This is a genomic window from Thermaerobacter nagasakiensis (genome assembly GCF_055396825.1).
Map to the genome: position 1 here is coordinate 1,675,160 of NZ_AP043740.1, position 23,818 is coordinate 1,698,977.

The window sequence follows — 23,818 nt, forward strand, 5'->3', positions numbered from 1 at the left end:
TTGCGGCTGGCCTGGCGCATGGCGCTGGTTTATGCCTCCATCCTGGTGGCGGTGGCCCTGCTGCTTCTGGTGGGCGCTCCCGCCCTGGCCGAGCGGGCCATGGTGGACGCCCTGGGGCCCGTGCTGCTGCGCCAGGCCCGCAGCGTGGTGGCCCTTCTGGACGTGCAGGCGTTCCCCGGGCTGCCCGCCACCTACCTGGCCGACCTGGCGGCGGTGCGGCTGTCGCGCCTTTATGTGGACGGGGAAGTGCTGGTGGTCGATCCGGCCGGGCGTATCCGCTGGAACTCCGCTACCCTGGTGGGCGATCTGGAGGGCTGGCAGCTGGCGCCCGAGGTGATCCGGGGCATCCGGGCGCCCGGCTACGGCGTGCGGGAGATCCTGGCCAACGTGCCGGCAGTGGTGGCCGTGGCCCCGATTCCCGTGCCCGGCGGCCAGGGGAGCCTGGGCACCGTGGTGGTCTTCCGGCCCCTGCGGGAACTGGGTGGCGTGCGCCGGGAGATCGGCACCTGGCTCGCCCTGGGCACCGGGGCGGCCGTGGCCGTGGCCCTGGCGGCGGGCTGGGCCGTGGGCTACCGGATGGTGCGGCGGCTGGCGGCGATCCAGGAGGCGGCGGCGGCCCTGGCCGCGGGCGACCTGTCCCGGCGCCTGCGGGTGGCCGGCCGGGACGAGATCGCCGGCCTGGCGGCCGGGTTCAACCACATGGCCGAGCGCATCGAGGGGCTGGTGGGCGAGCTGCGCCGCTCCCAGGCGCTGCGGCGGGCCATGCTGGCCACCATCTCCCATGAGCTGCGCACCCCGGTGACGGTGATCCGCGGGCTGGGGGAAGCCCTGAGGGACGGGCTGGTGGAAGCGGGACCCGCCGCCCGCCGCCAGGCGGGGCAGATCGTGGCCGAGGCCGAGCGGCTGGGCCGGCTGATCGACGACCTCTTCCAGCTGGCCCAGATCGAGACGGGCCAGCTGGACCTGCGGCTGGAGCGCTTTGCCGCGGGACCGTGGCTGGAGGAACGGGCCACGGCCCTGGAGGCGCTGGTCCGGGAGCGGGGCGCCCGCTGGCAGGTACGGGTCGACCCGGACCTGGCCGGGGCGTGGCTGGAAGCGGACCCCCACCGCCTGGCCCAGGTGCTGGGCAACCTGGTGGACAACGCCGCCCGGCACGCCGGCCCGGAGGGCCAGGTGAGGCTGGACGCGGTGCTGGTGCCCGGTGGGATCCGCATCGAGGTGGCCGACAACGGCCCGGGCATCGATCCCGCGGACCTGCCGCGGATCTTTGAGCCCTTTTACCGGGGCCGGGAGGCGGCCCGCAGCCGTGGTGCGGGCCTGGGGCTCAGCATCGTGCGGGCCCTGGTGGAAGCCCACGGGGGCCGGGTCGGCGTGGAATCCGCCCCCGGGCAGGGCACGCGCCTCTGGTTCGTCCTGCCCCGGGCCCCGGAACCCCGGGGCGGGTCCCGGGCACCGGAATCCCGGGGCGGGCGGTCCCCGGGAGCGGAAGCACGGTCCGTGGGGGCGGAAGAGTCCGGGGCCGTCACGGGCTCCCCCGGCGATGGGGCCGGAGCCCCCGGTGGCTGAAGGTGGACGGGCCCGGGAGCTTGGGCTGGATGGCCTGCGGGGACAAGGTCCGGCGCCTGCCGTGGCGGTGGGCCGGGGCGGGCTGCCGGCCACCCCGCCGGCCCGGCGGCCGGCGCCGTGGCGGGCAACGCAGGGGACCCTGCTTACCCTCCGAACCCTGCCGAGCCCTGCGATGCGAGCGGCCGGCAGCACCGGCCGCCCGCCCGGCGGCCCCAGGGGGGCGGGGGACCGTCCCGGGCCAGCGGGAGAGCAGGGGAGCGTTCCGGGCCGGCGGGAGCGCGGCAGCCCTGGCAGGGCCGCGGCGCTCCCGCCCGCGGGGAGTCCCCTGTCACCCGGAGGCCGTCACCGCCGCCGGATCAGGATGCGGTAAAGGCCCGGCTCCTTTTCCTCGATGCGCAGCACCTCACCCAGGCCCGACCGCTCCACCGCGGCGGGGACGGTGTGGGTGGAGATGGTGTGATCCGTCAGCTCGGCCAGCACCTGGCCCGGCGCCATCCGGGCCAGCGCCTCCAGGGCAGCGTCCACCGGGTAGGGGCAGATCTCGCCCGTGACGTCGATCTCCCGGTCGGCGGTGACGGCGGTGCCGGCGCCGGTCCGGTCCACCAGATTGGCCTGGCCCAGGGCCGCCAGCCGCTGGCGCGCCTGCTCCAGGTTGGGCCGCTTGAACAGGGCCATGGTATCCACCTCCCTTGCCGTTCCCCGTGCCCTCAGATTCCCGCCGGCGGTGCCGCCGCAGGCTTCGCCGGCGTGCCGGTCCCCGTGCCGGCGGTCGCCGGCTCCACCCGGCACGAGCTCAGCAGGGCGGCCTGCCGCAGGTGGGCGATCTTCCACGCCGTGTAGATGCCCGCCGCGATGCCCGCCGAAGCCAGCAGGCTGTGCAGGGAGAGGGCGGGGAGGCCGCTCAGCAGGTTGCCGATGTTGCACCCCGGGGTGAGCCGGGAGGCGAAGGCCAGCAAGAAGCCTCCCGCCACGGCGTTGGGCAGCCGCCGCAGCCGCGGCCTGCGCCAGCGGAAGGTGCCGTTCAGCCGGGCCGACAGGGCGGCGCCGGCGATGATGCCGGCGATCAGCACTTCCTCCGGCCCGGGCACCAGGCCGGGGTAGCCGCGGAACAGGCTCGCCACGTACGGGTTGGCCGCGACGCGGGCCGGATCGTCCACGGCGGCCCAGGCCACGGCCACCCACCGGGTCTCGGGCCCGGTGATGCCCCAGATGGTCCACAGGCTGAACTGCAGCGTTGACACCAGGCCCAGCAGCAGCCCCACCGCCCGGGTGTCCCAAGACCGCAGGCGGAGCAGCACGCCCGGCCCCTGCCGGAAGAACCCGGCCAGTTCCGCCAGCGAGCGGCGGATGGCGCCGGGCCCGGCCACCAGGGCCACGCCGGCCAGCAGCACGGCCACGGCCAGCAGGGCCGTCAGCAGCGGCGGCCAGGGCAGCAGGCGGTAGAGGGTCACGGGGCCCGCGATCTGCAGCGGCTTGAAGAAGTGCGGTTGCAGGACCGTGGGGAAAAGGCGCAGGAAGGCGTAATAGCCGGCGCCCATGCCCAGCAGGGTGATCCAGAACTGCCCGTACCCCATGCCGGCGCGGTAGAGGGTGCCGGATGCGCAGCCGCCGGCGACATACATGGCGATGCCGAACAGGAAGCCGCCCAGCAGGCTGTTCCACCCCACCGGCGGCACCCACAGCCGGTCGGGCGTGGCCCAGCCGGCGGACAGGGCGATCCCCCAGCCCAGGGTGGTCACCGCCACGGCCGTGACGATGCCCTGGAGCACCCGGGTGTGGCGGAAGGCGTACAGGTCGCGGAACGCCGAGGTGAAGCAGAAGTCGCCTCGCTGGAGCAGGAAGCCGTAGGCGAGACCGAAGGCCGCGCCCAGGAGCAAGAAGACCGGCCCGTGCAGATCCATGGCGTTCTCCCCCGCTTCGCTGGAGGGTGCTGCAGGGCGCAGGGTCCCGAGCCGGGCCCAGAGGGGCCGGTGGCACCGCCCCACAGCGGAAGGCGAACCTGCAGGTTCAGGGCGATTGTACCGGCGCCGCGGTGGCGATGTCAATAATACCGATTAACTAACATGGGATTTGGTTCCCCGCCCGCCGGCCCGGGAGGACCCCGGTCCTGGATCGGAAGTCCTGCGGGACGGCAACAGGGGTAGGACTGCGGGTGCATTTTCGGCCGCCGAACCTCAACGACCCCGCAAAGACCGCCGGTTCGTCCGAAAAATTGCAGGGAACGGGGAAGGAGGCCCCGGCGGGCGCCGGCCCGAGCCTGCCGAGGTCTTGAAGCCCGTCCTGCCGGGGGCGATTCCTTCTCCGGCAAGAAGCGTTTGGGAGGTGGCGCGATGGTGGAACGCGACCCATGGCCGCGCAGGGCAAGCCGGCGGGTGGCCGTCGCCCTGCTCTGGGTGCTGCTGACGATGACGGCTCTGCCGGGACTGGCCATGGCCTCGTCGGGTGATGGTGCAGTGGCCGGCCAGCCCGGGGCTTCCCAGGCCACGGCCGGCGTGCCGGCGGATGCGCCGGGATCCTCCGGGGAGCCGGGGTGGTTCTTTGCCGTGGCCTACTACGCCCGTTACGCCTCCGAGCAGGTGCGCCTCTGGGTCAGCCGTGACCCGGCCGGCGACGCGGCGCTGGCGGCGTCCTTTGCCGCGCAGAGGGCCGGCCGCCTCGCCGAGCTGGCGCCGGCCTCGGCCTGGTTCGAGCGCCTGGCCGCCGACATCGCGGGGTACCTGCGCCTGGCCCAAGAGCGGCTGGTGCAGGCGCGGGCGGAAGGCGCGGCCACGGACCGGGCTGTCACCGCCCTGGAGGATGCCGTAGCCCGGGTGGAGGCCTTGCCGCAACGGGTGGCGGCAGGCCGGGACCGTGACCAGGGCGCCGTCGAGGCGGCGCCGGCCGCCGGCGACCAGGGCGACGGCGGGACCGGGGCCGAGGAGTCCCTGGCCGCGGAGCCCGTGGAGGGGGAGGCGGTCCCGGAGCAGGCGGCCTCTGACGGCAGCCCGGCAGGGGACACCGCCGAAGCGGGCGGCACCGGGGCCGCGGCGGAGGGCACCGGCGGCCAGGATCCCCTGGACCAGGCCCTGGAAGCCGCGGCGGAAGCCGAGCTGGTGGCCGGCTCGGTGGCCATGATGGAGCCCGCCGAGATCATCGCCCTGCGGGATCAGGGTTACGGTTACGGGCAGATCGCCCTGCTGTACGCCACCGCCCAGGCCATCCGCCAGGCCACCGGTGAGGAGGTGACGGCCGCGGACGTGGCGGCCCGGCTCGCTTCCCTGGCCGGCGGCGAGGGTGACACGGCCGAGCCCCAACCGGTTCCTGGGGAAGACGGGACTCCTTCGCCCACCGAAGACGGCGACGCCGGCACCCCGGAAGGAGAACCCGGTTCACCCGCAGGAGCAGGATCGGCCGGCACCGGCGAGGAAGCCACCGGCGGCGCGGGGACGGCCCTGGCCCAGGGGGTGGCCGCCAATCCGGTGGTGAAGGTGAAGGCCTTCGGCCGGACGCTGAACGAGCTTCTGGCCCTCTACGGGATCCACCGCCGGGATCTGAAGCCCGGCCGCTGGATCTCTGCTGCCCACCGGCCGGCCGTGCAGCCGCCCGCGCAGGGGGAGCCGGAAGACACCGCGCCCGGTGAACCCGAGCCGGACAACAGCGGGGAGGAGCAGCAGCCGGGCGACGCCGACGAGGAGCAGCCCGGTCCGGGGGAGACGGAGGTCACGGCGCCGGGCTCGTCCCAGCCGGAGGAACCGGCCGCCGGAGAGGACGAGGAAGAGTTCCGGGAGGACGGCGACGAGGAGCAGGCCGCCACGACCGCCGCAGCCACCCTCCAGGAACAGGAGCGGGAAAAGGCCCCGGTCCAGCGGGAGCGCGAGGACCGGCCGGGACGCGGCCAGGGTTCGGCCCGCCACGGTGAAAGGGCCGGTTCGGCCCGGGGTGCCGGCGCAGGGCGTTAGGAAGCCGGCACAGCCGGGAACCATACAAGGCGTCCTTCCGGGCGGCAGGGTGCCCAGCCGGGGCATCCTGCCGCCCGGCTCTTGTGGCGCAGCCTCCAGCGGGCCGTGCCCGGGGGGCGGCCCGGGGGGCGGCCCCAGGGCCGGGGGTGCGCGGACGGTGCGGCCCTGCCGCAGGGCGCGGCACCGGCGGCAGGAGTGGCTGCCGCAGGGAGGGAATTCCCTAGAGTTACCTGCCCAATCCCCGGTCACCGGTGTCCGGCCTTCCCGGACGGGTCGCATGTGGTCGGTGTCCCGGCAAGGCCCCGGTGCCCGCCCTGGAGGGATGAGGTTTGCGGTTTGTCCGGTTCGAGCGGGCCGGCCAGGTGCGGATCGGGCTGGCCGAGCTGGACGAGCAGGGGCGCCTGCGGCGGGTCCTCGACCTGGGGGCGGCCCAGGCGCGCTGGGGCGGCCCGCCGGTTCCTGAGGACATGGTCGCCTGGATCGCCCTGGGTGACGAAGCCGTGGCCGCCGCAAGGCGCTGGTGGGAGCGGGCTGCCGGTACCACCGGGGACGATGCCGGCTCCCTCTGGCATCCCGGCGACGGCGTGCGCCTGCTGGCACCCATCGCCCGGCCGCCCAAGAACGTCTTCGCCATCGGCCTGAACTACCGGGACCATGTGTTCGAGATCAGCGGCCGGGACGTACCCCAGCACCCCGTGGTGTTCACCAAGGCGGCGTCGGCGGTGCAGGGACCCGGCGACCCGATCTACCTCCACCCAGGGGTGACGGAGGCCGTCGACTATGAGGGCGAGCTGGCGGTGGTCATCGGGCGGCGGGGCCGTTCCATCCCCAGGGAGCGGGCCCGGGAGCACATCTTCGGCTACATGATCCTGAACGACGTCACGGCCCGGGACCTGCAGCGGCGGACCAGCCAGTGGCACCTGGGAAAGAGCCTGGACACCTTCTGCCCCACGGGGCCCTGCCTGGTGCACCGGGATGCGGTGGGCTGGCCCGTGGAGGTCGACGTCCGCACCTGGGTCAACGGCGAGCTGCGCCAGGAGGCCAACACCCGGCAGCTCATCTTCGACATCCCCACCTTGCTGGCCACCATCTCTGCCGGCATCACCCTGGAACCGGGCGACATCATCGCCACCGGAACGCCCAGCGGTGTGGGCATGGGGTTTGATCCACCCCGCTTCCTGCGGGCGGGCGACGTGGTCGAGATCGAGATCGCCGGGCTGGGCAGGCTGCGCAACCCGGTGGTCGACCGCTGGCCCGGTGACGCCTGAACCGGCGGCCGGTGCCCGGAGGGGCACCCCTTGGGCGGCTGCCGGCGGGCGGGCCTGCGGGGCTCGCTGGGGGCGGGGTCGAAGCGCCGCCGGAGGCCAGGGGCCGTGCCGCCGCCCCGGGCGGGCTGGCACCGGTGGGCCACGACCGACGTGAACGGGGGTGAACACCATGCGGATTGCCGTGATCGGAGCCGGGGGCGTGGGAGGCTATTTCGGCGCCCTCCTGGCCCGGGCCGCCCAGTGGGCCGAGCCCGGTACCGCCCTGCACGGGGCACGGGTGGGGTTCCTGGCCCGCGGGCGGCACCTGCGGGTCATGCGGCGCAGTGGCCTGCACATCGAGAGCGTGCACGGGCGCTTCAGCCTCCGGCCCGTGGCCACCGACCGGGGCCTGCGGCTGGCCGAGGAACTGGCCCTGCCGCCCGGCCAGGGGGCCGATCTGGTGCTGGTCACCGTCAAGACCTACAGCCTGCCCGGGGTGCTGGACGAGATGGCCACCCTGGTGGGCAGCGAGACGGCCATCCTGCCCCTGATGAACGGGATCGACCACCTGGAGGTCCTGGCCGGCCGGTTCGGGCGCCCGCGGGTGCTGGGAGGCCTCTGCCACATCGAGACGGCCCTGGTCGAGCCCGGCAAGATCCGGCAGACCAGCGTCCGCCGCGACATCACCTTCGGCGAGCTGGACGGCCGGGTCACGCCCCGGGTGGAGCGCATCGCCGCCGCCTTCGCCGCCGCCGGGATCCCCCACCGGGTCTCCGACCGCATCCTGGCCGACATGTGGATGAAGCTGATCTTCATCTCGGCCATGGGCGGCATGACGGCGGCGGCCAACCGGCCCCTGGGAGCCGTGCTGGGCGATCCCGACGGCCGGGCGGTGTACGAGCGCATGGTGCAGGAGGCCGTGGCCGTGGCCCGGGCGGCCGGGGTCGAACTGCCGCCCGACGCCTTCGAGCAGGTGATGGCCACCACCCTGGGCATGGATCCCGCCATGACCTCATCCCTCCAGCGGGACCTGGCCGCCCGCCGGCCGGTGGAAGTGGACGCCCTGTGCGGCGCCGTGGTCCGCTACGGCCAGCGCTACGGAGTCGACACGCCTTGCCAGCGGGCCGTCACCGCTGCCATCCGGCTTCGGGCCGGTGCGGAGGCATGAGATCGCCCGCCGGTTCGGCCGGAACCAGCAGCCGGTGCCCCTTGACGTCCCACAGGCCCGCGGGCGTCAGCCGCGGGCCCGGCAGGTGGTCGGCGGTGAGGAACAGCAGGGAGTAGATGGGGTCGTGGAAGGGATGGCCCCGCTCCCGCAACAGGGCCGCCAGCTCCCGGCAGCGCCGGGCCAGCCGGGGCACGTCCAGGTCCGAAAGAAAGCCGCCGATGGGAAGCGGCAGGTGGAACAGGATCCGCTCACCCTCCACCAGCGCCATGCCCCCGCCGGCCACGCTCCCCGCGGCCCGGGCCATGGCCTCGGGATCCCGCCCCAGCACCAGGAGCCCGCCCGACATGGTGTAGGTGGTGGCGAGCCCTTGGATCCCCGCGCCGAACCCCGCCAGCAATGCCCGGGTCACGGTACCGCCTGCCGGGGCTCCGGCGCCGGGGTGGAACAGCACCGCGTAGAGCAGGTCCTCGCCGGGCGGCAGCACGGGCACCCCATGCGGGTTCAGCTCCACGTCCCGCCACTCCAGCCGGCCGATCACCGCGTTGAGCAGCCGGATCACGGGCAGGGCGACCCGGCCTGAGGGGTCCCCGGTCCCGGCACCCGGCACCACGCTCCGCCCGGGCCCGGCAGGTCGCCCGGGGGTCGCGGGCCCGCTTGGCCCGGTGGCCCCGGTACCCGGCGGCCGGGAGGGAGCCTTGGTCACAGGGCGCAGGATGATGCGGCGGGCCAGGTCTTCGCCGGCCGGTAGCCGCCGCGGGCCCAGCCCCAGCGCCGCCCAGTCCAGGGGGGCCGGTTCGTCCAGCAGGCGCCCCTGCCGCGCCACCTGCCGTCCGTCGATCCACACCTCCACGGGGACGGGGTTACCCGGTTCGGACAGCAGGTTGATGTCGGCCAGCCGCCCGGGGGCGATGGCGCCCAGGTACCGGTCAAGGCCCAGGTACATGGCGGGGTTGACGGTCACCATCCGGTACGCCGCTTCCGGCGGCAGGCCCCCTTCCATGGCCACCCGCAGCGCCAGGTCGAGGAACCCTTCCTCCACCATCTGCGGGGTGGGGCCGTCGGTGGTCAGGGCCAGGCGGTGGCCGTAGCCGCGGTCGAAGGCCTCGCGGGCGGCGGCCACCAGTTCCGGCAGGTCGGGGCGTAAGGAACTGTGGCGCAGGACGGCGAAGAGACCCGCCCGCACCCGCTCCAGGACTTCCTCCGGCCGGATGCTCTCGTGGCAGTCCCCGACCCCGGCGGCGGCCAGGGCGGCCAGGGTTCGGGCCGAGGCGCCGGGAGCGTGGCCGTCCACGGGCAGCCCGCGCTCCAGGCCCGCGGCCAGCAGGGCAGGCAGCGGTTCCCCCCGCCGGAGGGTACCCGCCCAGCTGGTCCATTCGAAGATCTCCACCACCCGGGGATGATGCAGCAGAGCGATCCCCTGCTCCACGGTCATGCCGTAGGCGGCGGTGAAGTCGGCGGCCCCCGCGGGGGAGCCGTCCTCCGTGGGGCGCTGGTCCTGCGGCAGGGACTCCGGCTCACCCTCCGGGCCCGCCGCGGCGGCCGGGGCCGGCCCCGCCCGCCCGGGGGTCATGGTCTGGGGGGCGACCCGCAGGCCCCACAGGTCCCGTACGGGCGCCAGCAGGCCGGCATCCAGGGCTTCGGCCAGGCGCGGGCCCATGATCTGGCCCAGCAGGAGGGTGTCGCTGACCAGGGTGGTGGTACCGCGGGGCGCTATGGCCGCGCCCAGCGCCCGCGGCGAGTACAGCTGGAAGGGGTGGGCGTGGATCTCCAGGTATCCCGGTACCAGGTAGAGGCCCCGGCAGTCGACGACGCGGGTGTCGGGCCCCGGTTTGGGCTCGTCGGGGCCCGTGTAGGCGATGCGCGGCCCCGCGACCCAAACTTCCGCCGGCTCCCAGCGGCCCGTGTAGACGTTCAGGATCGTCCCCCCGCGGAACCACACGTCGGGCGGCTCGTATCCCAGGGCGACGCGCACCGCCGCCTGCCGCAGGTCCGGCGACTCGTGGCGCCAGTCGCGGCCGGGGCGGGCCGGGCGGGTACCGGCTTGCACCCGCGCCACCTCCTTCGAACTTGCGCAAGGGAACACCGGCCGGGGCATACCGGCCGGCGCCCGGGTCAGGCCCGGCGGCGCCGGGCCGCCACCACGGCGCGCAGGAAGCGGGCGACCCCTTCCTCGGCGTGGTGGCCGATGACCAGGCGGGCGGCCGCCCGCACCTCGGGCCGGGCGTTGGCGACCGCCACGCCCAGCCCCGCCCAGCGGATCATACCCAGGTCGTTCTCGCCGTCCCCGATGGCGATGACCTGTTCCCGCCCGGTGCCCAGCAGGCGGCAGAGTTCGGCCAGGGCCGCTTCCTTGGTGGCGTCGGGCCGGATGATCTCCAGCAGCCCGGGCAGCGTGGCCACGACGGCGGCGGGAAGTCCCTCCAGCCCGCGTTCCACCGCCGGGCGAGCGGCATCCGCAGCCTGGGGCTCGCCGGCCAGCACCACCTTGAAGACCCGGCCCCGCTCCCAGGCGGCCAAGCCCGCCGCGGCCGCCGGATCCTCCGCGATGACGGGAATGGGGATCTCGTTGAGATGGGCCAGCCGGTCCCGCCAGGGGTGGCGGCGACCGGTCACGATGGCTCCGGCGCCGTACAGGAAGGGGATCAGATCGAGCTGGCGGGCCAGCTCCAGGGCCCGGTCGACCACCTGGGGTGCCAGCGGGCGCTCCCACAGCGGCCGGCCGGCACTAGGCCAGGCGATGACGGCCCCGCCGCAGGCGATCACCGGCCGGGTCAGCCCGGCCCGCAGCCACACGCCCATGGCGGCGGGCAGCGCCCGGCCCGTCACGATCACGGGGTGAAGACCGGCCTGCTCGGCGGCCTGCAGGGCCTGCAGCCCTTCGGGGCTCACCCGCCCGTCCGGGCCGGCAGCCGTGCCGTCCAGGTCGACCGCCACCAGCCGGAAGGCGTTCCAGTCGATGCCGGCCGGCAGCTCTGGCATGTTCTGGGCGTCGCTCATGTCCCGATTCTACCACGGCGGGGGAACCGGGGGGTGCGGCGGGGCGCGGGACGGCGAGGGCAGCGGACCCGCCGGGCTAGGGCAGCGGGCCCGCAGCGGGCCGGGGCCGGCCCCTGCCAAAGCGCCGGTGCCAGCCGACGATCAGATCGTCCAGACGGCGGCTGAGTTCGACCACCTGAGGGTCGGCGTAGCCCCGCCGCCGGGCCAGGCGGTAGAGTTCCCGGCGCATGGCTTCGATCTCCGCCTGGTGCGCAAGCGCCGGCTGCAGGGGTCGCGGCCGCGACCCGGCGGGTCGAGGAGCAGCCACGGGAAGCACCTCCCACGGGCGAGGAACACCGCCCGCTCGCTGCAGAACCGGGCCGGAGGCCGCCCGCCCTCCCCCTGGGCGCCTCCAGCCCGGCGTGCAGGCCGCTACCGCCCTGTCCATTCTTGCGCCCTGCTGTCGCTCCTTGTTGACAAGCTGTGGGCAACTGTCGATTCCTGGGGATATCGGCCGCCCGGATGGGGATAACCTGCCCCGGATCTGGGGATGACAAGCCCCTTTTTGTGGATAGGGGAGTGGATACCGGGGCGGGGATGCCGGCCGGGATACCGGCCGGGGCCGAGCCTGCGGCCGGGCAGGGACCGGCACCCCCGGCCCGCCGGCGCCATACCATGGGCGTGAATCGCGCCGGTCCCGGGGAGGGTCAAAGGCCCAAAGGAGGTGCCGGGCCGGAGCAGGCCAGGGGGTAACTGCCGGGGCGGGCGGCGGGGCGGCCGCAGGCCGGGGACCGCCGGGTGCCGCGGGCTGCTGCCGGCGGTCCCTCGTGCCCGCCGGCCATCCTGCTGGGCCGCTCGCCCGGCGAGCTCCCGGCGACCCGGGGGCCGTCCCGGGGCCGGCGCCACGGCCGGGAGGTGTTTGGCATGTTGCCGGTTCCCAACCGGTTTGCCCTGGTCACGGGCCGGGCGGAGGGCGAGACCCCCCTGACCGCCTTCGATGCGGCGCTGCTCGACGCCGGGGTGGCCAACGTCAACCTGATCAAGGTCTCAAGCATTCTGCCGCCCCATGCCCAACCGCTGGCCGAACTGGTCCTCCCCCCGGGCGCCCTGGTTCCCATCGCCTACGGCCGGCTGGTGTCCGCCGAGCCCGGTACCCGGATCGCGGCGGCCGTCGCCGTGGGACGGGACGAACCCGGCCGGTTCGGCATGATCATGGAGCACACGGCATATGCCAGTGCCAGCGAGGTGGAAGCGACCATCCGCCGCATGGTGGAGGAGAGCTTCACCATTCGCGGGGGCCGCCCCAGGGAGATCCTGGTGCGTTCCGTCGAGCACGTGGTCGAGCGGTGTGGCTGCGTCTTCGCCGGGTGTGTCCTCTGGTACGGAGGCTAGCGCTTCCCGGCCGGGCCGGCCGCCGGCAAGCGCCGCCCCGGCCGGCGTGACCGGCAGCCCGCCGCCACCCGCTGTCGTTGGCGCCCGGATTCGTGGCCGCCACCGGGCGGCACCGGCACGGGCGGTGCCACGGGGCGACGGGCGGGCCGGGTGACGGGGGCGGGCGGGACCGCATTGCTCATGGTCCGGCCTGCCCCGCCCCGGGCGGGCTCCCTACCGGGGGGAGCAGGCTGGTGCAGCGCCGGCACGCGTCCAGGAACCCCGTGCCGCCGGGCCGGCGAGCCGCCGGTGCCCTGTCGTCCCGGCTTCCGGGCGGGGAGGGGGGACAGGGTGCGGCGGCCGGCCGGGGATGCCCCGAATCCCCGGCCCCGGTGGCCTTCAGGGAGGCGCCTTGGGCCGGAGACCCGCCGGCGCGGCAAAGGGCCGGCCCGGCGGCCGGTTCGGCCCCCTGGCCCCGGGGCGGACTGGCGGGTGGCGCCCGGGGGTGGGGCCTCTGGCTGCGGCGGGCCCTTGCGGCCGCCGGGGCCCAGGGGGAGGCATCCCAAGCCCCCGCCCGGGGACATGGACCCGCAGGGCGCCCGGCAGGGGACCGCCCCTCCACCGGGCGGTGGAGAGCCAAGGGCCGTCCCGGCTCGAGCGGGCCGGGACGGGACGGGCTCCGTCCCCTGCCCTGGCTCCCTGTGGCCATCCTGGCCGGCCTGCTCCTCCTGGCCCTGGGACGGGTGGCCGGAGTGGCCGCCTCGCCCGGAGAGGGCCCGCTGGCCGGCACCCTGATCGTGGTCGACCCCGGTCACGGCGGCATCGACCGGGGCGCCTGCCACCTGCCGTCGAACACCATCGAAAGCGAGATCAACCTGGAGTTCTCCTTCCTGCTGCGCGACCTCTTGCGGCAGCAGGGCGCCCGCGTGCTGCTCACCCGGACCACCGACGAAGACCTGGACCTTGATCCGCGGATCGAGATCGCCAATGCCAACGGAGCGGACTACTTCCTCAGCATCCACGTCAACTGGTTCCCGGATCCCACCTGCTTCGGTGCCCAGACCTTCTACTTCCCAGGGCGGGAGGAGAGCCGCCGCCTTGCCCTGCTGGTCCAGGACGAGCTCAAGAAGGTCGACCCCGCCAACTACCGGGAGATCCAGACGGGCCGTTACCGCGTGCTGCGCCTGACCCGCATGCCCGGCGTGCTGGTCGAACTCGGCTTCGTGGACAGCCCCCACGACCGCGCCATCCTGCACGACCCCTCCCGGCGACGGGCCCTGGCCGAGGCCATCGTCCGCGGTGTGATCCGCCACCACCGCGGCGAGCCGGGGCCGGAACCGGCGCCCGATTTGCGCGATCGTTGACCGGTCAGAGCCCTGCCGGATCGGCCGGCGTTGAGGACCGCCTCAGGTCGTACCGGCCACCCGTGACTCAGCCCCGCCGGCGGTTGCAGGTGCCAGCCTCGTGACGGCCGGCCCGGCCCCTGCATATGGTGCGGATGCGCCGCGCCGGGCGAATGTCCCAACAGGTTCCCCCGGTGTCCCGGCCCGAGCGCGGTGCAGGGGAGGAACGACCTTGCGCTGGCTGGCATGGACCCTGGCCGGCCTGGCCGCCGGTCCGGCCGCCCTGGCCCTCTACATCCGCCGCCAGGGCGACGCCGACGTGCGGGTCGACGCCCGCGGCGTGACGATCCTTGACACCCACCGCGACGCGGGCCGCTGGCAAGTCCGCTTCCGCCTGCCGGTGGTCAACCGGGGCCGGCAGAAGGGGATGCTCTACGAGATCCTGGTGCGGCCCGAGTTCCCCGGGCGATGGGCCGCTCCGGCCCGCTGGTCCGTCGCCTTCTTCTGGCCCGGGGTGCAGGAGACCGGGTACTGGAGCGCCACCTTGCTCAAGCCGGGACAGGAGGTCCCCCTGGAGATCGAGCTGACGGCCTACGGGCCCGAGGAGGTCCTGGACCGCCTGGCCCGGCTGGAACGGCTGGACCTGGTGGTCCGCCACGGGGTGATCGGGCGGACTCCCTTGCGCTGGTATCTCACCGACGTCCACCTGCCCCTTGCGGGGGCCGGGGTGGCGAAGGCACCGCAGCCGTTCCGGGCGGCCGAAGAGCCGCCGGCGACCTGGGGTTCGGTCCCCGGCGGGCGGCCGCCTGCCCCAGCCGGTGGAGCCGGACGGGCCGCCTCGCCTGCCATCTCGCCCGGCGACCGGCGGGGACGGCCGCGGCCCACCCTGACGGTGGTCGCCCGCCGCGCTCCCGCCCCGGTGCCGCCCGCCCGGTCTCCGGTCCCGCCGCCGGCATGGCCTCGGGAGGATGCCGCGGCCCGCCCCGGAGTGGCGCCCGGCCGGGCTGCGGCGGCCGGGAGGAGGGGATCGCCATGGCCGCGGTGAGGGGAAGGGCGGGCGGCCGCCGGGCCGCCGGGGCGGCCGGTTCGTCCCGCTTTGACGTCCAGGTGATCCGGACGGAGATCATCACCCCCCGCCACGACCTGGAGGAGGTGGTGACGCGGTATACCCGCGACCGGCTGCGGCCGGGGGACGTGGTGGCCGTTTCGACCAAGATCGTGTCCATCACCCAGGGGCGCCTGCTCCGTCCGGAAGATCTCCGGCCGGGGACCCTGGCCCGGGTGGTCTCGCGGTTCATCGACCAGGAGGGAAGTTGCTCCTCGCCCTACTCGCTGCAGGCGGTGATCGAGCACACGGGCCGCCTCCGGATCGCCCTGGCCTTCCTGGTGGGCGGGCTGAGCCGGCTCCTGCTGCGCCGCAGCGGCGACTTCTACCGCATCGCCGGCTACTACGCCCGGGTGATCGACGACGTGATGGGCACCCTGCCGCCCTTCGACAAGCACATCGTCCTGCCGCCGGCGGACCCCGACGGGGTGGCCGCCCGCCTGGCCCGGGCCCTGGGACCCGGGATCGGCGCCTGCATCATCGATGCCAACGACCTGGGCAAGGCGGAGGTGGTGGGGGCGAGCCCGGGCGTCGACCGGGACGCCGTGCGGGCCGTGATGTGCTCCAACCCCTGGGGCAACACGGACCAGCAGGCGCCGCTGGCCATCCTCCGGCCCCGCCGGGACGAGCCCGGTCCCGGCGCCCAGACCGGCGCCGCCGCGGGCGGGCCCCTGACCGGAGGGGAGCCGCCCGGCCGCCCAAGCTCGCCCCGGTCCGGGAAGGGGAGGGCATGAAAGGCGGGCAGGTTTCTGCTCCCGGGCCGCGAATTCCGTAAACGGAGTGGCGGGTGCGGAGCCATTCGTGCGGGAGGGGGCCTCAGTATGGCGGAAAAGGTGTGGCTCAAGCACTACCCGGCCAACGTGCCGGCCCACCTGGACTATCCGGAAATACCACTTCACGAGCTGCTGGCCCGGACGGTCCGGGAACATCCGGACTTACCGGCCCTGCGGTATTACATGGTCCGCATGACCTACGCCGAACTCTGGGAGCGGGTCAATCGTTGCGCCGCGGCCCTGGCCTCCCTGGGGGTGCAAAAGGGCGACCGCGTGGCCATCATGCTGCCCAACTGCCCCCAGTACGTCATCAGCTATTACGCCACGCTGCGGCTGGGGGCCATCGTGGCCCAGGTCAACCCGCTCTACACGCCCCGCGAGCTGGCCTACCTGGTCACGGACAGCGGCAGCAAGGTCCTGATCGTGGGCGACGCCCTCTATCCGGCGGTCCAGGCGGCCCTGCCCGACCTGGAGCTGGAACACATCCTGGTGGTGCGCCTGCTGGGCAATGTCCGGCCGGGGCCCGAAGCCCGGTCCTTCGAGGAACTGCTGGCGGGGGCGGGCGGCGAGCCGCCGGCGGTGGACGTAAGCCCCCGGGACGACGTGGCGGTGCTCCAGTACACCGGCGGCACCACGGGCCGCTCGAAGGGCGCCATGCTGACCCACTTCAACCTGGTGGCCAACGTGGTCCAGGTCCGGCACTGGTTCCCTGCCGAGGAGCGGAAGAAGCCGGGGGAGGGCCGCATCCTGACCATCCTGCCCCTCTTCCACTCCTACGGCATGACCGTGTGCATGAACTACGGCCTGGCGTCCGGATATGAGCTGATCCTGGTGCCCCGTTTCGAGCTGCCCGAGGTCATGGAGATCATCCGGGCGACCCGGCCCAACTTCTTCCCCGGCGTGCCCACGATGTACGTGGCGGTCAACAACTACCCCAACGCGGAGGAATACGGGGTGGGTGCCATCGAGTTCTGCAACTCCGGCGGCGCGGCCATGCCCGTCGAGGTCATGAATGCCTTCGAGCGCCGTTTCGGGGCCCAGGTGCTGGAGGGTTACGGGCTGTCGGAGGCCTCGCCCGTCACCCACTGCAACCCCGTCCACGGCCTGCGCAAGGCGGGCAGCATCGGCATTCCCTACCCCGACACCGACGCGGAGATCGTCGACGTGGAGACGGGGACCCGGGTGCTGGGACCGGGCGAGGCGGGCGAGCTGCGCATCCGCGGCCCGCAGGTGATGAAGGGATACTGGAACCGGCCCGAAGAGACGGCGGAGACGCTGCGGGACGGGTGGCTCTACACCGGCGACATCGCCACCATGGACGAAGACGGCTACTTCTACATCGTCGACCGCAAGAAGGACATGATCATCGCCTCGGGGTACAACGTGTACCCGCGGGAGGTCGAGGAGGTGCTCTACGAGCACCCCGCGGTCGCCGAGTGTTGCGTGGCGGGCGTGCCCGATCCCTACCGGGGCGAGACGGTGAAGGCGTACATCGTGCTGAAGCCCGGCGCCTCCGCCACCGCCGACGAGATCGTGGCCTTCTGCCGCGGCCGGCTGGCGGCCTACAAGGTGCCGAAGCTGGTGGAGTTCCGCGGCGAGCTGCCCAAGACGGCCGTCGGCAAGGTCCTGCGGCGGGTGCTGGTGGAGGAAGAACGGGCCCGCCTGGCGGCGGCCGGGGGGCCCGCCGGGGGTCAGGCCGGCGGCTCGTGAGCCCGGCGGCGCCTCCTGCAGGCGGCGCCGGTGGCGCGGGCCGGGGAAACACCGCCCGGCAGCAGTCAACGCCAGAATCCAGGGGGAGTCGCCGTGGCCCATGTGCATGCGGGGCGCGTGATCGCCCAGGCCCTGGCCCGGGAAGGGGTGAGGGCGCTCTTCACCCTCTGCGGCGGGCACATCATGCCGATCTATGACGGCTGCCTGGACGAGGGGATCCGGGTGGTCGACGTACGCCACGAGCAGGCGGCCGTCTATGCCGCCGACGCCTATGCCCGCATCACCCGGCGGCCCGGCGTGGCGGCCGTGACGGCGGGGCCGGGGGTGATGAACGCCGTCACCGCCATCGCCAACGCCCACCGCGCCCAGTCGCCGGTGGTGATCCTGGGCGGGCAGGGGCCCCTGGAGCACGCCGGCCGGGGGAGCCTGCAGGAGATGGACCACCTGGGCGTGGTGCGGCCCATCACGAAATGGGCGGTGCAGGTCCAGGACCCCAAGCGGCTGCCGGAGATCCTCAATCTGGCCTTCCGGCGCAGCCTGCACGGGGTGCCCGGGCCGGTGTACGTGGAGATTCCGCTGGACGTGGTCTTCGCCCAGGTCGATCTGGAGGGCGTCCGCTTTCCGGCCCCCGTGCCCGGTCGTTCCGCCCTGCCCGCCGACCCCCGGGAGGTGGAGCGGGCCGCCGCCGTCCTGCGCCGGGCCCGCCGCCCCGTGGCCCTGGTGGGCAGCCAAGTGCACTGGTCCCCGGACCCCCAGGCGGTAAGCCGCTTCGCCGAGGCGGCCCAGGTGCCGGTGTTCACCAACGGGATGGCCCGCGGCGTGCTGGCGGCGGGCGACCCCTTCTTCTTCCAGTTGTGCCGCAAGCAGGCGCTGGCGGAGGCCGACGTGGTCCTGGTGGCGGGGACTCCCCTGGATTTCCGCCTGGACTACGGCCAGGCCATCCGGCGGGAAGCCCGGATCGTCCAGATCGACCTGGACCCCGGCGAGCTGGGCCGCAACCGGGACGTGGAAGCGGGCCTGGCCGGCGACACGGCCACCGTATTGGACCAGCTGCTTGAGGCAGGGCTCCGCCCGGACGAACCCGCCGAGCGCCGCCAGTGGCTCGACCGCCTGCGGGAGGAGGAAGGCCGGCGGGCGGCCCGGATGCAGGCGGGCCTGACCAGCCACGCGGTGCCCGTCGACCCCCTGCGGCTGTGCGCCGAAATCGATGCCGCCCTCCCGCCGGGCGCCACCGTCATCGGCGACGGCGGTGATTTCATCGGTACCGCGGCCAAGATCGTGCGGCCCCGCCGGTATCCGGCCGGCTGGCTCGACCCCGGGCCCCTGGGCACCTTGGGCGTCGGGATGGGCTTCGCCCTGGCCGCCCGGGTGCTCCGCCCGGACGACCCGGTGGTGGTGCTGCTGGGGGACGGGGCCGCAGGCCTCGACCTGCTGGAGTACGAGGCGGCCGTGCGCCAGGATCTTCCCTTCGTGGCGGTGGTGGGCAACGACGCCGCCTGGACCCAGATCCGGAGGCTCCAGGTCCAGCTTTTCGGCACCGACCGCGCCGTCGCCACCCAACTCAGCTATGCCCGCTACGACCAGGTGGTGGCGGCCCTGGGCGGCCACGGCGAGTGGGTCGAGCGGCCGGAGGAGATCCGCCCGGCCATCGAGCGGGCCCTGGCCTCGGGCAGGCCGGCCCTGGTCAACGTGAAGATGGGGGTCAGTGATTTCCGGGCCGGTGCCATCGCGGTCTGACGTCTCGCCTGCGAGTGCATGAAGGCCGGCAGCCGCAAGCGCGGTGGCCGGCCTTCGTTGCTTTCCTCTCCTGTGGATCCCTCAAAAGCCGCCGGACTTCAACAACCAACGAGTGCGCAAGTCGATCGTCCGCGTGCGCAAACCCATCGCCGGCAGCAGGGATTTGACGCCGGGTGCCGAATCTTGTCCGCCAAACTCAAATAATGAACGTTTGTTTCAATATGTGGACCAAGTGTTTCCGGGGGATGACGATGCCGCGGGACGGGCAAGGCGGGACTGTCGGCAAGGCGATCAACTTGCTGGACCTCTTCGACGAGTCCCGGCTCTCCATCAGCGCCGCGGAGGCGGCCCGGGCGACGGGGATGCCCAGGGCGACGGCGTACCGCTTGCTGGAGCAGATGGTGGCCGCGGGCCTGCTGACCAAGCGGAGAGTGGAAGGCGGGCGGGGTGCCCGCTATGCACCCGGTCTAAGGCTACTGGAGTTGGGGAGGCTGGCGGCCCGGTCGCTGGATCCCGACGGGATCATCCGTGCCGCGATGGAGAGGTTGCGAGACCGGTGCGGGGAATCGGTCCAGTTCGTTGTCGCCAGCGGGGATTCCGCCATCTACGCCCATGTGGTTCCGCCGCGGGCGCCCATCCACCTGTATGTCGCGTGGGGCCGCCGTGCTCCCCTCTACGCCGGCGCGTCGACGCGGCTCTTGCTGGCGTGGCAACCGGAGGAGGTCGTCCGCCGGATCCTGGCAGGCCCGCTGGTGGCCTACACACCGCACACGCCGACGGACCCCAGGGACCTCCTGGCCCGGCTGGTGGAGATCCGGCGGACAGGGTATGCCGTGAGCTTCGGGGAGCTGGTCGAGCACACGGCAGAGATGGCGGCACCGGTCGTCGACGGTCAGGGAGTGATAGGCTCCCTGAGCCTGGCAGGTTTCGAGGAGCGCTACCGTGATCCGGCCACCGCCGCCGGGCTCAAGGACGAGCTCCTGGCGGCGGCGGAAGACCTGTCTCGCCGCCTCGGTTACCGGGGCCCGTGGCCCTACGTGGAGCCGGTGGCCGGCCGGCATTCAGTGGGCCATTCACCCTCGCCACGGGCAGGGCAGGAAGGGGGGAGCCACGCCAGTGGAGCCGCTTCTGGAAGTCCGTGACCTCCAGGTTCAGTTCACCAGGGGAGGGCAAGCCGTCACGGCGGTCGACGGTGTGAGCTTTCACGTGGGCGCCGGGGAAACGGTCGCGCTGGTAGGCGAGTCGGGCTGCGGCAAGTCGGTCACTGCCCGGTCCATCCTGCGGCTGATCCGGCCCCCGGGCCGCATCACCGGTGGCCGGATCGTCTTCAAGGGACGCGACCTGCTGTCCTTGGGCGAGGCGGAAATGCGCCGGATCCGGGGCAACGCCATCGCCATGGTGTTCCAAGAGCCCATGACGTCCCTTAACCCCGTGTACACCGTGGGCCGCCAGATCGTTGAGGCCTTACGGCTCCATCGGGGCCTGACGGGCTCCCGTGCCCTGGCCGAAGCCATCGACCTGCTGCGCAAGGTCCAGATTGCCGACCCGGAGCGCAGAGTTCACGAATACCCTCACCAGCTGTCGGGCGGCATGCGCCAGCGGGTGATGATCGCCATGGCCCTCGCGTGCCGTCCCCAGCTGTTGATCGCGGACGAACCCACCACGGCCCTGGACGTCACCGTACAGGCGCAGATTCTGGAACTCATCCGCCAGTTGCAGGCCGAGTTCGGCATGGCCGTCCTCATGATTACCCACGACCTGGGTGTCGTGGCCGAAGTGGTCCAGCGGGTGGTGGTGATGTACGCCGGCAGGGTGGTCGAGGAAGGCACCGTGGCCGAGATATTCCGGCGCCCAGGCCATCCCTACACCATGGGGTTGTTGCACTCCGTGCCCCGGCTCGGCCAGGGCAAAGGGCGGCTGCAGCCGATTCCCGGCGCCGTGCCCGATCCGGCCGCGTTGCCGGGCGGCTGCCGCTTTCACCCGCGCTGCCCGCTGGCGGACGAGCGGTGCCGCATGGAGCCTCCGCCCCTCGAACCGCGGTCGGAAACGCACCGTGTCGCTTGCTGGTGGGCAGGGCAGACCACCGGTTCGGGGGTGGCATGATGGGTGGCGTCAGCGACGGCATGGTGCGGCCGATTCTCGAGGTCCGGGACGTCAAGAAGTATTTCCCCACGGGCCGCCGCCGCCCGCCGGTCAAGGCCGTCGACGGTGTCAGCTTCGATGTCTATCCAGGGGAGACCGTGGGGCTGGTGGGGGAGTCGGGGTGCGGCAAGTCCACCCTGGCGCGGCTCATTGTGCGCCTTCTGACACCGTCGTCGGGCACCATCCGCTTCGACGGCCAGGACGTGGTAGCCGCCGGTGGTTCCCAGCTGCGAAGGTTGCGGCGGGACCTGCAGATGGTCTTTCAGGATCCCTATTCCTCCCTCAATCCCCGTCTCACGGTGCAGGAGATCGTCGGCGAGCCGCTGCTGGTCCACGGGGTCGCCCGGGGGCGCCAGATGGAACGGCAGGTGGAAGAGCTGCTGGAGGCTGTCGGGCTGCGGCCTGAACATGCCCGCCGGTATCCCCACGAGTTCTCGGGTGGCCAGCGCCAGCGAATCGTCATTGCCCGGGCGCTGGCCCTCAAGCCGCGCCTGGTGGTGTGCGACGAGCCCGTGTCCGCTTTGGACGTCTCGGTGCAGGCCCAGATCCTCAACCTTCTGCAGGACCTGCAGGACCGCTTCGGGCTGACCTATATCTTCATCGCCCACGACCTGGCCGTGGTACAGAACATCAGCGATCGCATCGGTGTGATGTACCTGGGCCGCCTGGTGGAACTGGCACGGGCGGACGAGCTGTTCGAGCGGCCGCTTCACCCGTACACCCGGGCCCTCATCTCCGCGGTACCCGTTCCCGACCCCGAGGGTGCGGCGCGGCGCGAGCGGATCGTCTTGCGCGGTGAAGTGCCGAGTCCGGCTCGCCCGCCGGCCGGGTGCAGGTTCCATACCCGCTGCCCGCTGGCGGTGGATCGTTGCCGGACCGAGGTGCCCGAGTGGCGGGAGGTTGTCCCGGGGCACTGGGTGGCCTGTCATCTGGCCGGCGAGGGTGAGGTCGCCGGGAGGGGGGTGACTGCGGCGCCGCCCGTCGCCTAGCGCCGGCGGTCCTACGTCCCGCCGGGAGGATGCGGCATCGCAGGGCGGCCGGGTACGACGTGCCACCGCGGTGCAGTTGACGACACTGCCGGGATGCCATTTTGGGCCCAAGGGGGTTTGGACCAAGTGATGCAGCAGGCTTCGACGCGCCGTTCGGCCCTCCGCATCGCCGTCGGATTGATGCTGGTTGCCGCCCTTCTGCTCTCGGCGTGCGGGTCGGGAAGCGGCGGCGGGACCGCCGGCAGCGAGACACCGGGCGCACAAGGGCCGAACCCGGCCAGCGAACGCGGTAACCACCTGGTCGTGGCGCAAGCCCAGGACCCGGGCAATTGGGACCCCATCGATACGTTCTTCGTTGCCTGGGCTTCCGTGATGAACAACGTCTTCGAAGGGCTGGTGTTCCGGGGGCCCGATCTGAAGCTGCAGCCCGGCCTGGCGACCGAGTGGAAGTGGATCGACGAGGACACGTTGCAGTTTAAGCTGCGGCAGGGCGTTACCTTCCACAACGGAGAGCCCTTCAACGCGGACGCGGTGGTGTTCACCTTCGAGCGCCTCCTCGGGGAGGAAGGTGCCAAGGGGCCGCAGCAGGGCAACTACGCCAGCATCGACCGGGTCGAGAAGGTCGACGACTACACGGTCAACTTCCATATGAAGACCAAGGACCCGGTCATCCTGACCAAGCTGGCCGGGTACGGTGCCGTCATTGTTCCGCCCCGGTACCTCAAGGAACACGGCGACGAGTACTTCGACAAGCACCCGGTGGGTACCGGCCCGTACAAGGTGGTCGAATACAAGCAGGACGACCACATCACCCTCGAGCGTTTCGCCGACTACTGGCGCGGGCAGCCGAAGATCGAGAAGATCACCTACCGGTTCATCCCGGAGGAAGCCACGCGGATCGCCGAACTGACCACGGGCCGGGTGGACATTGCCGTCATCAGCCCCAGCCAGGTGGACAATGTGAAGAACTCGGCCTTCCTGGAAATCGTCACCGCGGACAGTCCCACCGTGTACGGGTTGCGCTTTGACGTCTCCAAGGACCCGGTCGACGACGTACGGGTGCGAAGGGCCATCGCCCAGGCCATTGACGCCCAGGCCATCATCGACACGATCCTGAATGGCTACGGGAAGCGCATCTCCACGTTCCAGAGCAGCCTTTCCTTCGGCAACGATCCGTCCCTGGAGCCGTATCCGTATGATCCGGAGGCCGCCAAGAAGCTGCTCCAGGAAGCGGGTGTGCAGCCGGGTACGAAACTCACCCTCAGCTATATCGGGACCGCGACCGTCTTCGGAGAGATCGCCCAGGCGGTCCAGTCGTACCTGAAAAACGTGGGCCTCGAGGTGGAGCTGAAGACCTACGAGACCAACACTTACTACAACGACATCATCCCCAATGCCCAGGCCGGCCACCTCTATCAGGAGGGCTGGGGCGGCTGGACCCTCGACTTCGACAATACGGCGTACCTGCTCTACGGAAAGGGCCAGTTCTGGAACCCCACCTTCTACGACGAGGAAGTGCAACGCCTGTTGGAGGCGGAGCGCTCCACGTACGACCAGGACAAGCGATTGGAGATCTTCAAGCAGCTGGACCGCCGCCTGTACGAACTGGTGCCGACGGTTCCGCTGTATCAGGACGTAACCGTGTGGGCGGTGAACCGGCGGGTTCAGGACTTCGTACCGCCGCCCGATACCCGCTACTGGTTCTTCGAAACGTCCATCGCCTCGGACCAGTGATGCGCCGACGGTGGCCGAG

The 23,818-nt window shown here is 72.9% G+C and carries 19 protein-coding genes; 14 read left to right on the forward strand and 5 right to left on the reverse strand.

Annotated features, from left to right (window positions below; translation table 11 throughout):
* On the forward strand, window positions 1-1,566 hold the full coding sequence (locus ACZ5T9_RS07125) for a sensor histidine kinase (protein ID WP_464832401.1): 1,566 nt from the start codon (window positions 1-3) through the stop codon (window positions 1,564-1,566).
* 342 nt (window positions 1,567-1,908) lie between these two features.
* Here the strand turns inward: ACZ5T9_RS07125 and ACZ5T9_RS07130 are convergent, their stop codons facing one another.
* Both ACZ5T9_RS07130 and ACZ5T9_RS07135 read right to left on the reverse strand, forming a co-directional pair.
* Complete coding sequence (locus tag ACZ5T9_RS07130) at window positions 1,909-2,241, reverse strand: sulfurtransferase TusA family protein (protein WP_006903794.1); 333 nt, start codon at window positions 2,239-2,241, stop codon at window positions 1,909-1,911.
* A gap of 32 nt (window positions 2,242-2,273) precedes the next feature.
* Entirely contained in the window at window positions 2,274-3,467 is a 1,194-nt protein-coding gene (locus ACZ5T9_RS07135) for a YeeE/YedE family protein (RefSeq protein ID WP_006903795.1), read from the reverse strand.
* Between the two features lie 429 nt (window positions 3,468-3,896).
* Here ACZ5T9_RS07135 and ACZ5T9_RS07140 point away from each other — a divergent pair, with 429 nt between their 5' ends.
* The 3 genes from ACZ5T9_RS07140 to ACZ5T9_RS07150 all read left to right on the forward strand — a co-directional run bounded on the left by ACZ5T9_RS07140 (window position 3,897) and on the right by ACZ5T9_RS07150 (window position 7,919).
* A complete protein-coding gene (locus ACZ5T9_RS07140) occupies window positions 3,897-5,504 on the forward strand; it encodes a hypothetical protein (RefSeq protein ID WP_464832403.1) in 1,608 nt (535 codons plus the stop codon).
* A 329-nt stretch (window positions 5,505-5,833) separates the two neighbouring features.
* Window positions 5,834-6,772 carry a fumarylacetoacetate hydrolase family protein gene (locus ACZ5T9_RS07145; RefSeq protein ID WP_006903797.1) on the forward strand — a complete coding sequence of 313 codons (939 nt, stop codon included), beginning with the start codon at window positions 5,834-5,836 and terminating at the stop codon, window positions 6,770-6,772.
* Between the two features lie 169 nt (window positions 6,773-6,941).
* Entirely contained in the window at window positions 6,942-7,919 is a 978-nt protein-coding gene (locus ACZ5T9_RS07150) for a ketopantoate reductase family protein (protein WP_464832404.1), read from the forward strand.
* Here ACZ5T9_RS07150 and ACZ5T9_RS07155 read toward each other — a convergent pair.
* The 3 genes from ACZ5T9_RS07155 to ACZ5T9_RS07165 form a co-directional block, all read right to left on the reverse strand.
* The gene (locus ACZ5T9_RS07155) at window positions 7,879-9,966 is read right to left on the reverse strand and encodes an adenine deaminase C-terminal domain-containing protein (RefSeq protein WP_464832405.1); all 2,088 of its coding nucleotides are present in this window, start codon (window positions 9,964-9,966) and stop codon (window positions 7,879-7,881) included. The two genes, ACZ5T9_RS07150 and ACZ5T9_RS07155, sit on opposite strands and share 41 nt — an antisense overlap.
* Window positions 9,967-10,031: 65 nt before the next feature.
* Entirely contained in the window at window positions 10,032-10,916 is an 885-nt protein-coding gene (locus tag ACZ5T9_RS07160; RefSeq protein WP_464832406.1) for a Cof-type HAD-IIB family hydrolase, read from the reverse strand.
* Between the two features lie 76 nt (window positions 10,917-10,992).
* Window positions 10,993-11,223 (reverse strand): Spo0E family sporulation regulatory protein-aspartic acid phosphatase, encoded by a 231-nt coding sequence (locus ACZ5T9_RS07165; protein WP_464832407.1) that lies wholly within the window; start codon window positions 11,221-11,223, stop codon window positions 10,993-10,995.
* 596 nt (window positions 11,224-11,819) lie between these two features.
* Between ACZ5T9_RS07165 and ACZ5T9_RS07170 the strand changes: the two genes are divergently transcribed.
* The 10 genes from ACZ5T9_RS07170 (at window position 11,820) to ACZ5T9_RS07215 (ending at window position 23,799) form a co-directional block, all read left to right on the forward strand.
* On the forward strand, window positions 11,820-12,287 hold the full coding sequence (locus ACZ5T9_RS07170; protein WP_006903802.1) for a pyruvoyl-dependent arginine decarboxylase: 468 nt from the start codon (window positions 11,820-11,822) through the stop codon (window positions 12,285-12,287).
* A gap of 680 nt (window positions 12,288-12,967) precedes the next feature.
* Entirely contained in the window at window positions 12,968-13,630 is a 663-nt protein-coding gene (locus ACZ5T9_RS07175; protein ID WP_464832409.1) for an N-acetylmuramoyl-L-alanine amidase family protein, read from the forward strand.
* A 211-nt stretch (window positions 13,631-13,841) separates the two neighbouring features.
* The gene (locus tag ACZ5T9_RS07180) at window positions 13,842-14,654 is read left to right on the forward strand and encodes a hypothetical protein (RefSeq protein ID WP_006903804.1); all 813 of its coding nucleotides are present in this window, start codon (window positions 13,842-13,844) and stop codon (window positions 14,652-14,654) included.
* On the forward strand, window positions 14,642-15,448 hold the full coding sequence (locus ACZ5T9_RS07185) for a coenzyme F420-0:L-glutamate ligase (protein ID WP_464832410.1): 807 nt from the start codon (window positions 14,642-14,644) through the stop codon (window positions 15,446-15,448). The genes ACZ5T9_RS07180 and ACZ5T9_RS07185 overlap by 13 nt, the downstream gene beginning before the upstream one ends.
* A gap of 87 nt (window positions 15,449-15,535) precedes the next feature.
* A complete protein-coding gene (locus tag ACZ5T9_RS07190; protein ID WP_464832411.1) occupies window positions 15,536-17,197 on the forward strand; it encodes a long-chain-fatty-acid--CoA ligase in 1,662 nt (553 codons plus the stop codon).
* Between the two features lie 93 nt (window positions 17,198-17,290).
* Window positions 17,291-18,934, forward strand: a complete 1,644-nt coding sequence (locus tag ACZ5T9_RS07195) for a thiamine pyrophosphate-binding protein (protein WP_464832412.1) — start codon at window positions 17,291-17,293, stop codon at window positions 18,932-18,934.
* 245 nt (window positions 18,935-19,179) lie between these two features.
* Window positions 19,180-20,076, forward strand: a complete 897-nt coding sequence (locus tag ACZ5T9_RS07200) for an IclR family transcriptional regulator (protein WP_464832413.1) — start codon at window positions 19,180-19,182, stop codon at window positions 20,074-20,076.
* A complete protein-coding gene (locus ACZ5T9_RS07205) occupies window positions 20,051-21,037 on the forward strand; it encodes an ABC transporter ATP-binding protein (RefSeq protein ID WP_464832414.1) in 987 nt (328 codons plus the stop codon). Before ACZ5T9_RS07200 ends, ACZ5T9_RS07205 begins: the two co-directional genes overlap by 26 nt.
* Complete coding sequence (locus ACZ5T9_RS07210) at window positions 21,034-22,065, forward strand: ABC transporter ATP-binding protein (RefSeq protein WP_464832415.1); 1,032 nt, start codon at window positions 21,034-21,036, stop codon at window positions 22,063-22,065. Before ACZ5T9_RS07205 ends, ACZ5T9_RS07210 begins: the two co-directional genes overlap by 4 nt.
* Before the next feature lie 303 nt (window positions 22,066-22,368).
* Complete coding sequence (locus ACZ5T9_RS07215) at window positions 22,369-23,799, forward strand: ABC transporter substrate-binding protein (RefSeq protein ID WP_464832416.1); 1,431 nt, start codon at window positions 22,369-22,371, stop codon at window positions 23,797-23,799.
* Window positions 23,800-23,818 lie beyond the last annotated feature (19 nt).

Bases quoted from the DNA above. Each gene is read 5' to 3' on its own strand.
- ACZ5T9_RS07130 (WP_006903794.1), bottom strand. From the start codon at position 2,241: ATGGCCCTGTTCAAGCGGCCCAACCTGGAGCAGGCGCGCCAGCGGCTG.
- ACZ5T9_RS07135 (WP_006903795.1), bottom strand. From the start codon at position 3,467: ATGGATCTGCACGGGCCGGTCTTCTTGCTCCTGGGCGCGGCCTTCGGT.
- ACZ5T9_RS07140 (WP_464832403.1), top strand. From the start codon at position 3,897: ATGGTGGAACGCGACCCATGGCCGCGCAGGGCAAGCCGGCGGGTGGCC.
- ACZ5T9_RS07150 (WP_464832404.1), top strand. From the start codon at position 6,942: ATGCGGATTGCCGTGATCGGAGCCGGGGGCGTGGGAGGCTATTTCGGC.
- ACZ5T9_RS07160 (WP_464832406.1), bottom strand. From the start codon at position 10,916: ATGAGCGACGCCCAGAACATGCCAGAGCTGCCGGCCGGCATCGACTGG.
- ACZ5T9_RS07170 (WP_006903802.1), top strand. From the start codon at position 11,820: ATGTTGCCGGTTCCCAACCGGTTTGCCCTGGTCACGGGCCGGGCGGAG.
- ACZ5T9_RS07185 (WP_464832410.1), top strand. From the start codon at position 14,642: ATGGCCGCGGTGAGGGGAAGGGCGGGCGGCCGCCGGGCCGCCGGGGCG.
- ACZ5T9_RS07190 (WP_464832411.1), top strand. From the start codon at position 15,536: ATGGCGGAAAAGGTGTGGCTCAAGCACTACCCGGCCAACGTGCCGGCC.
- ACZ5T9_RS07200 (WP_464832413.1), top strand. From the start codon at position 19,180: ATGACGATGCCGCGGGACGGGCAAGGCGGGACTGTCGGCAAGGCGATC.
- ACZ5T9_RS07210 (WP_464832415.1), top strand. From the start codon at position 21,034: ATGATGGGTGGCGTCAGCGACGGCATGGTGCGGCCGATTCTCGAGGTC.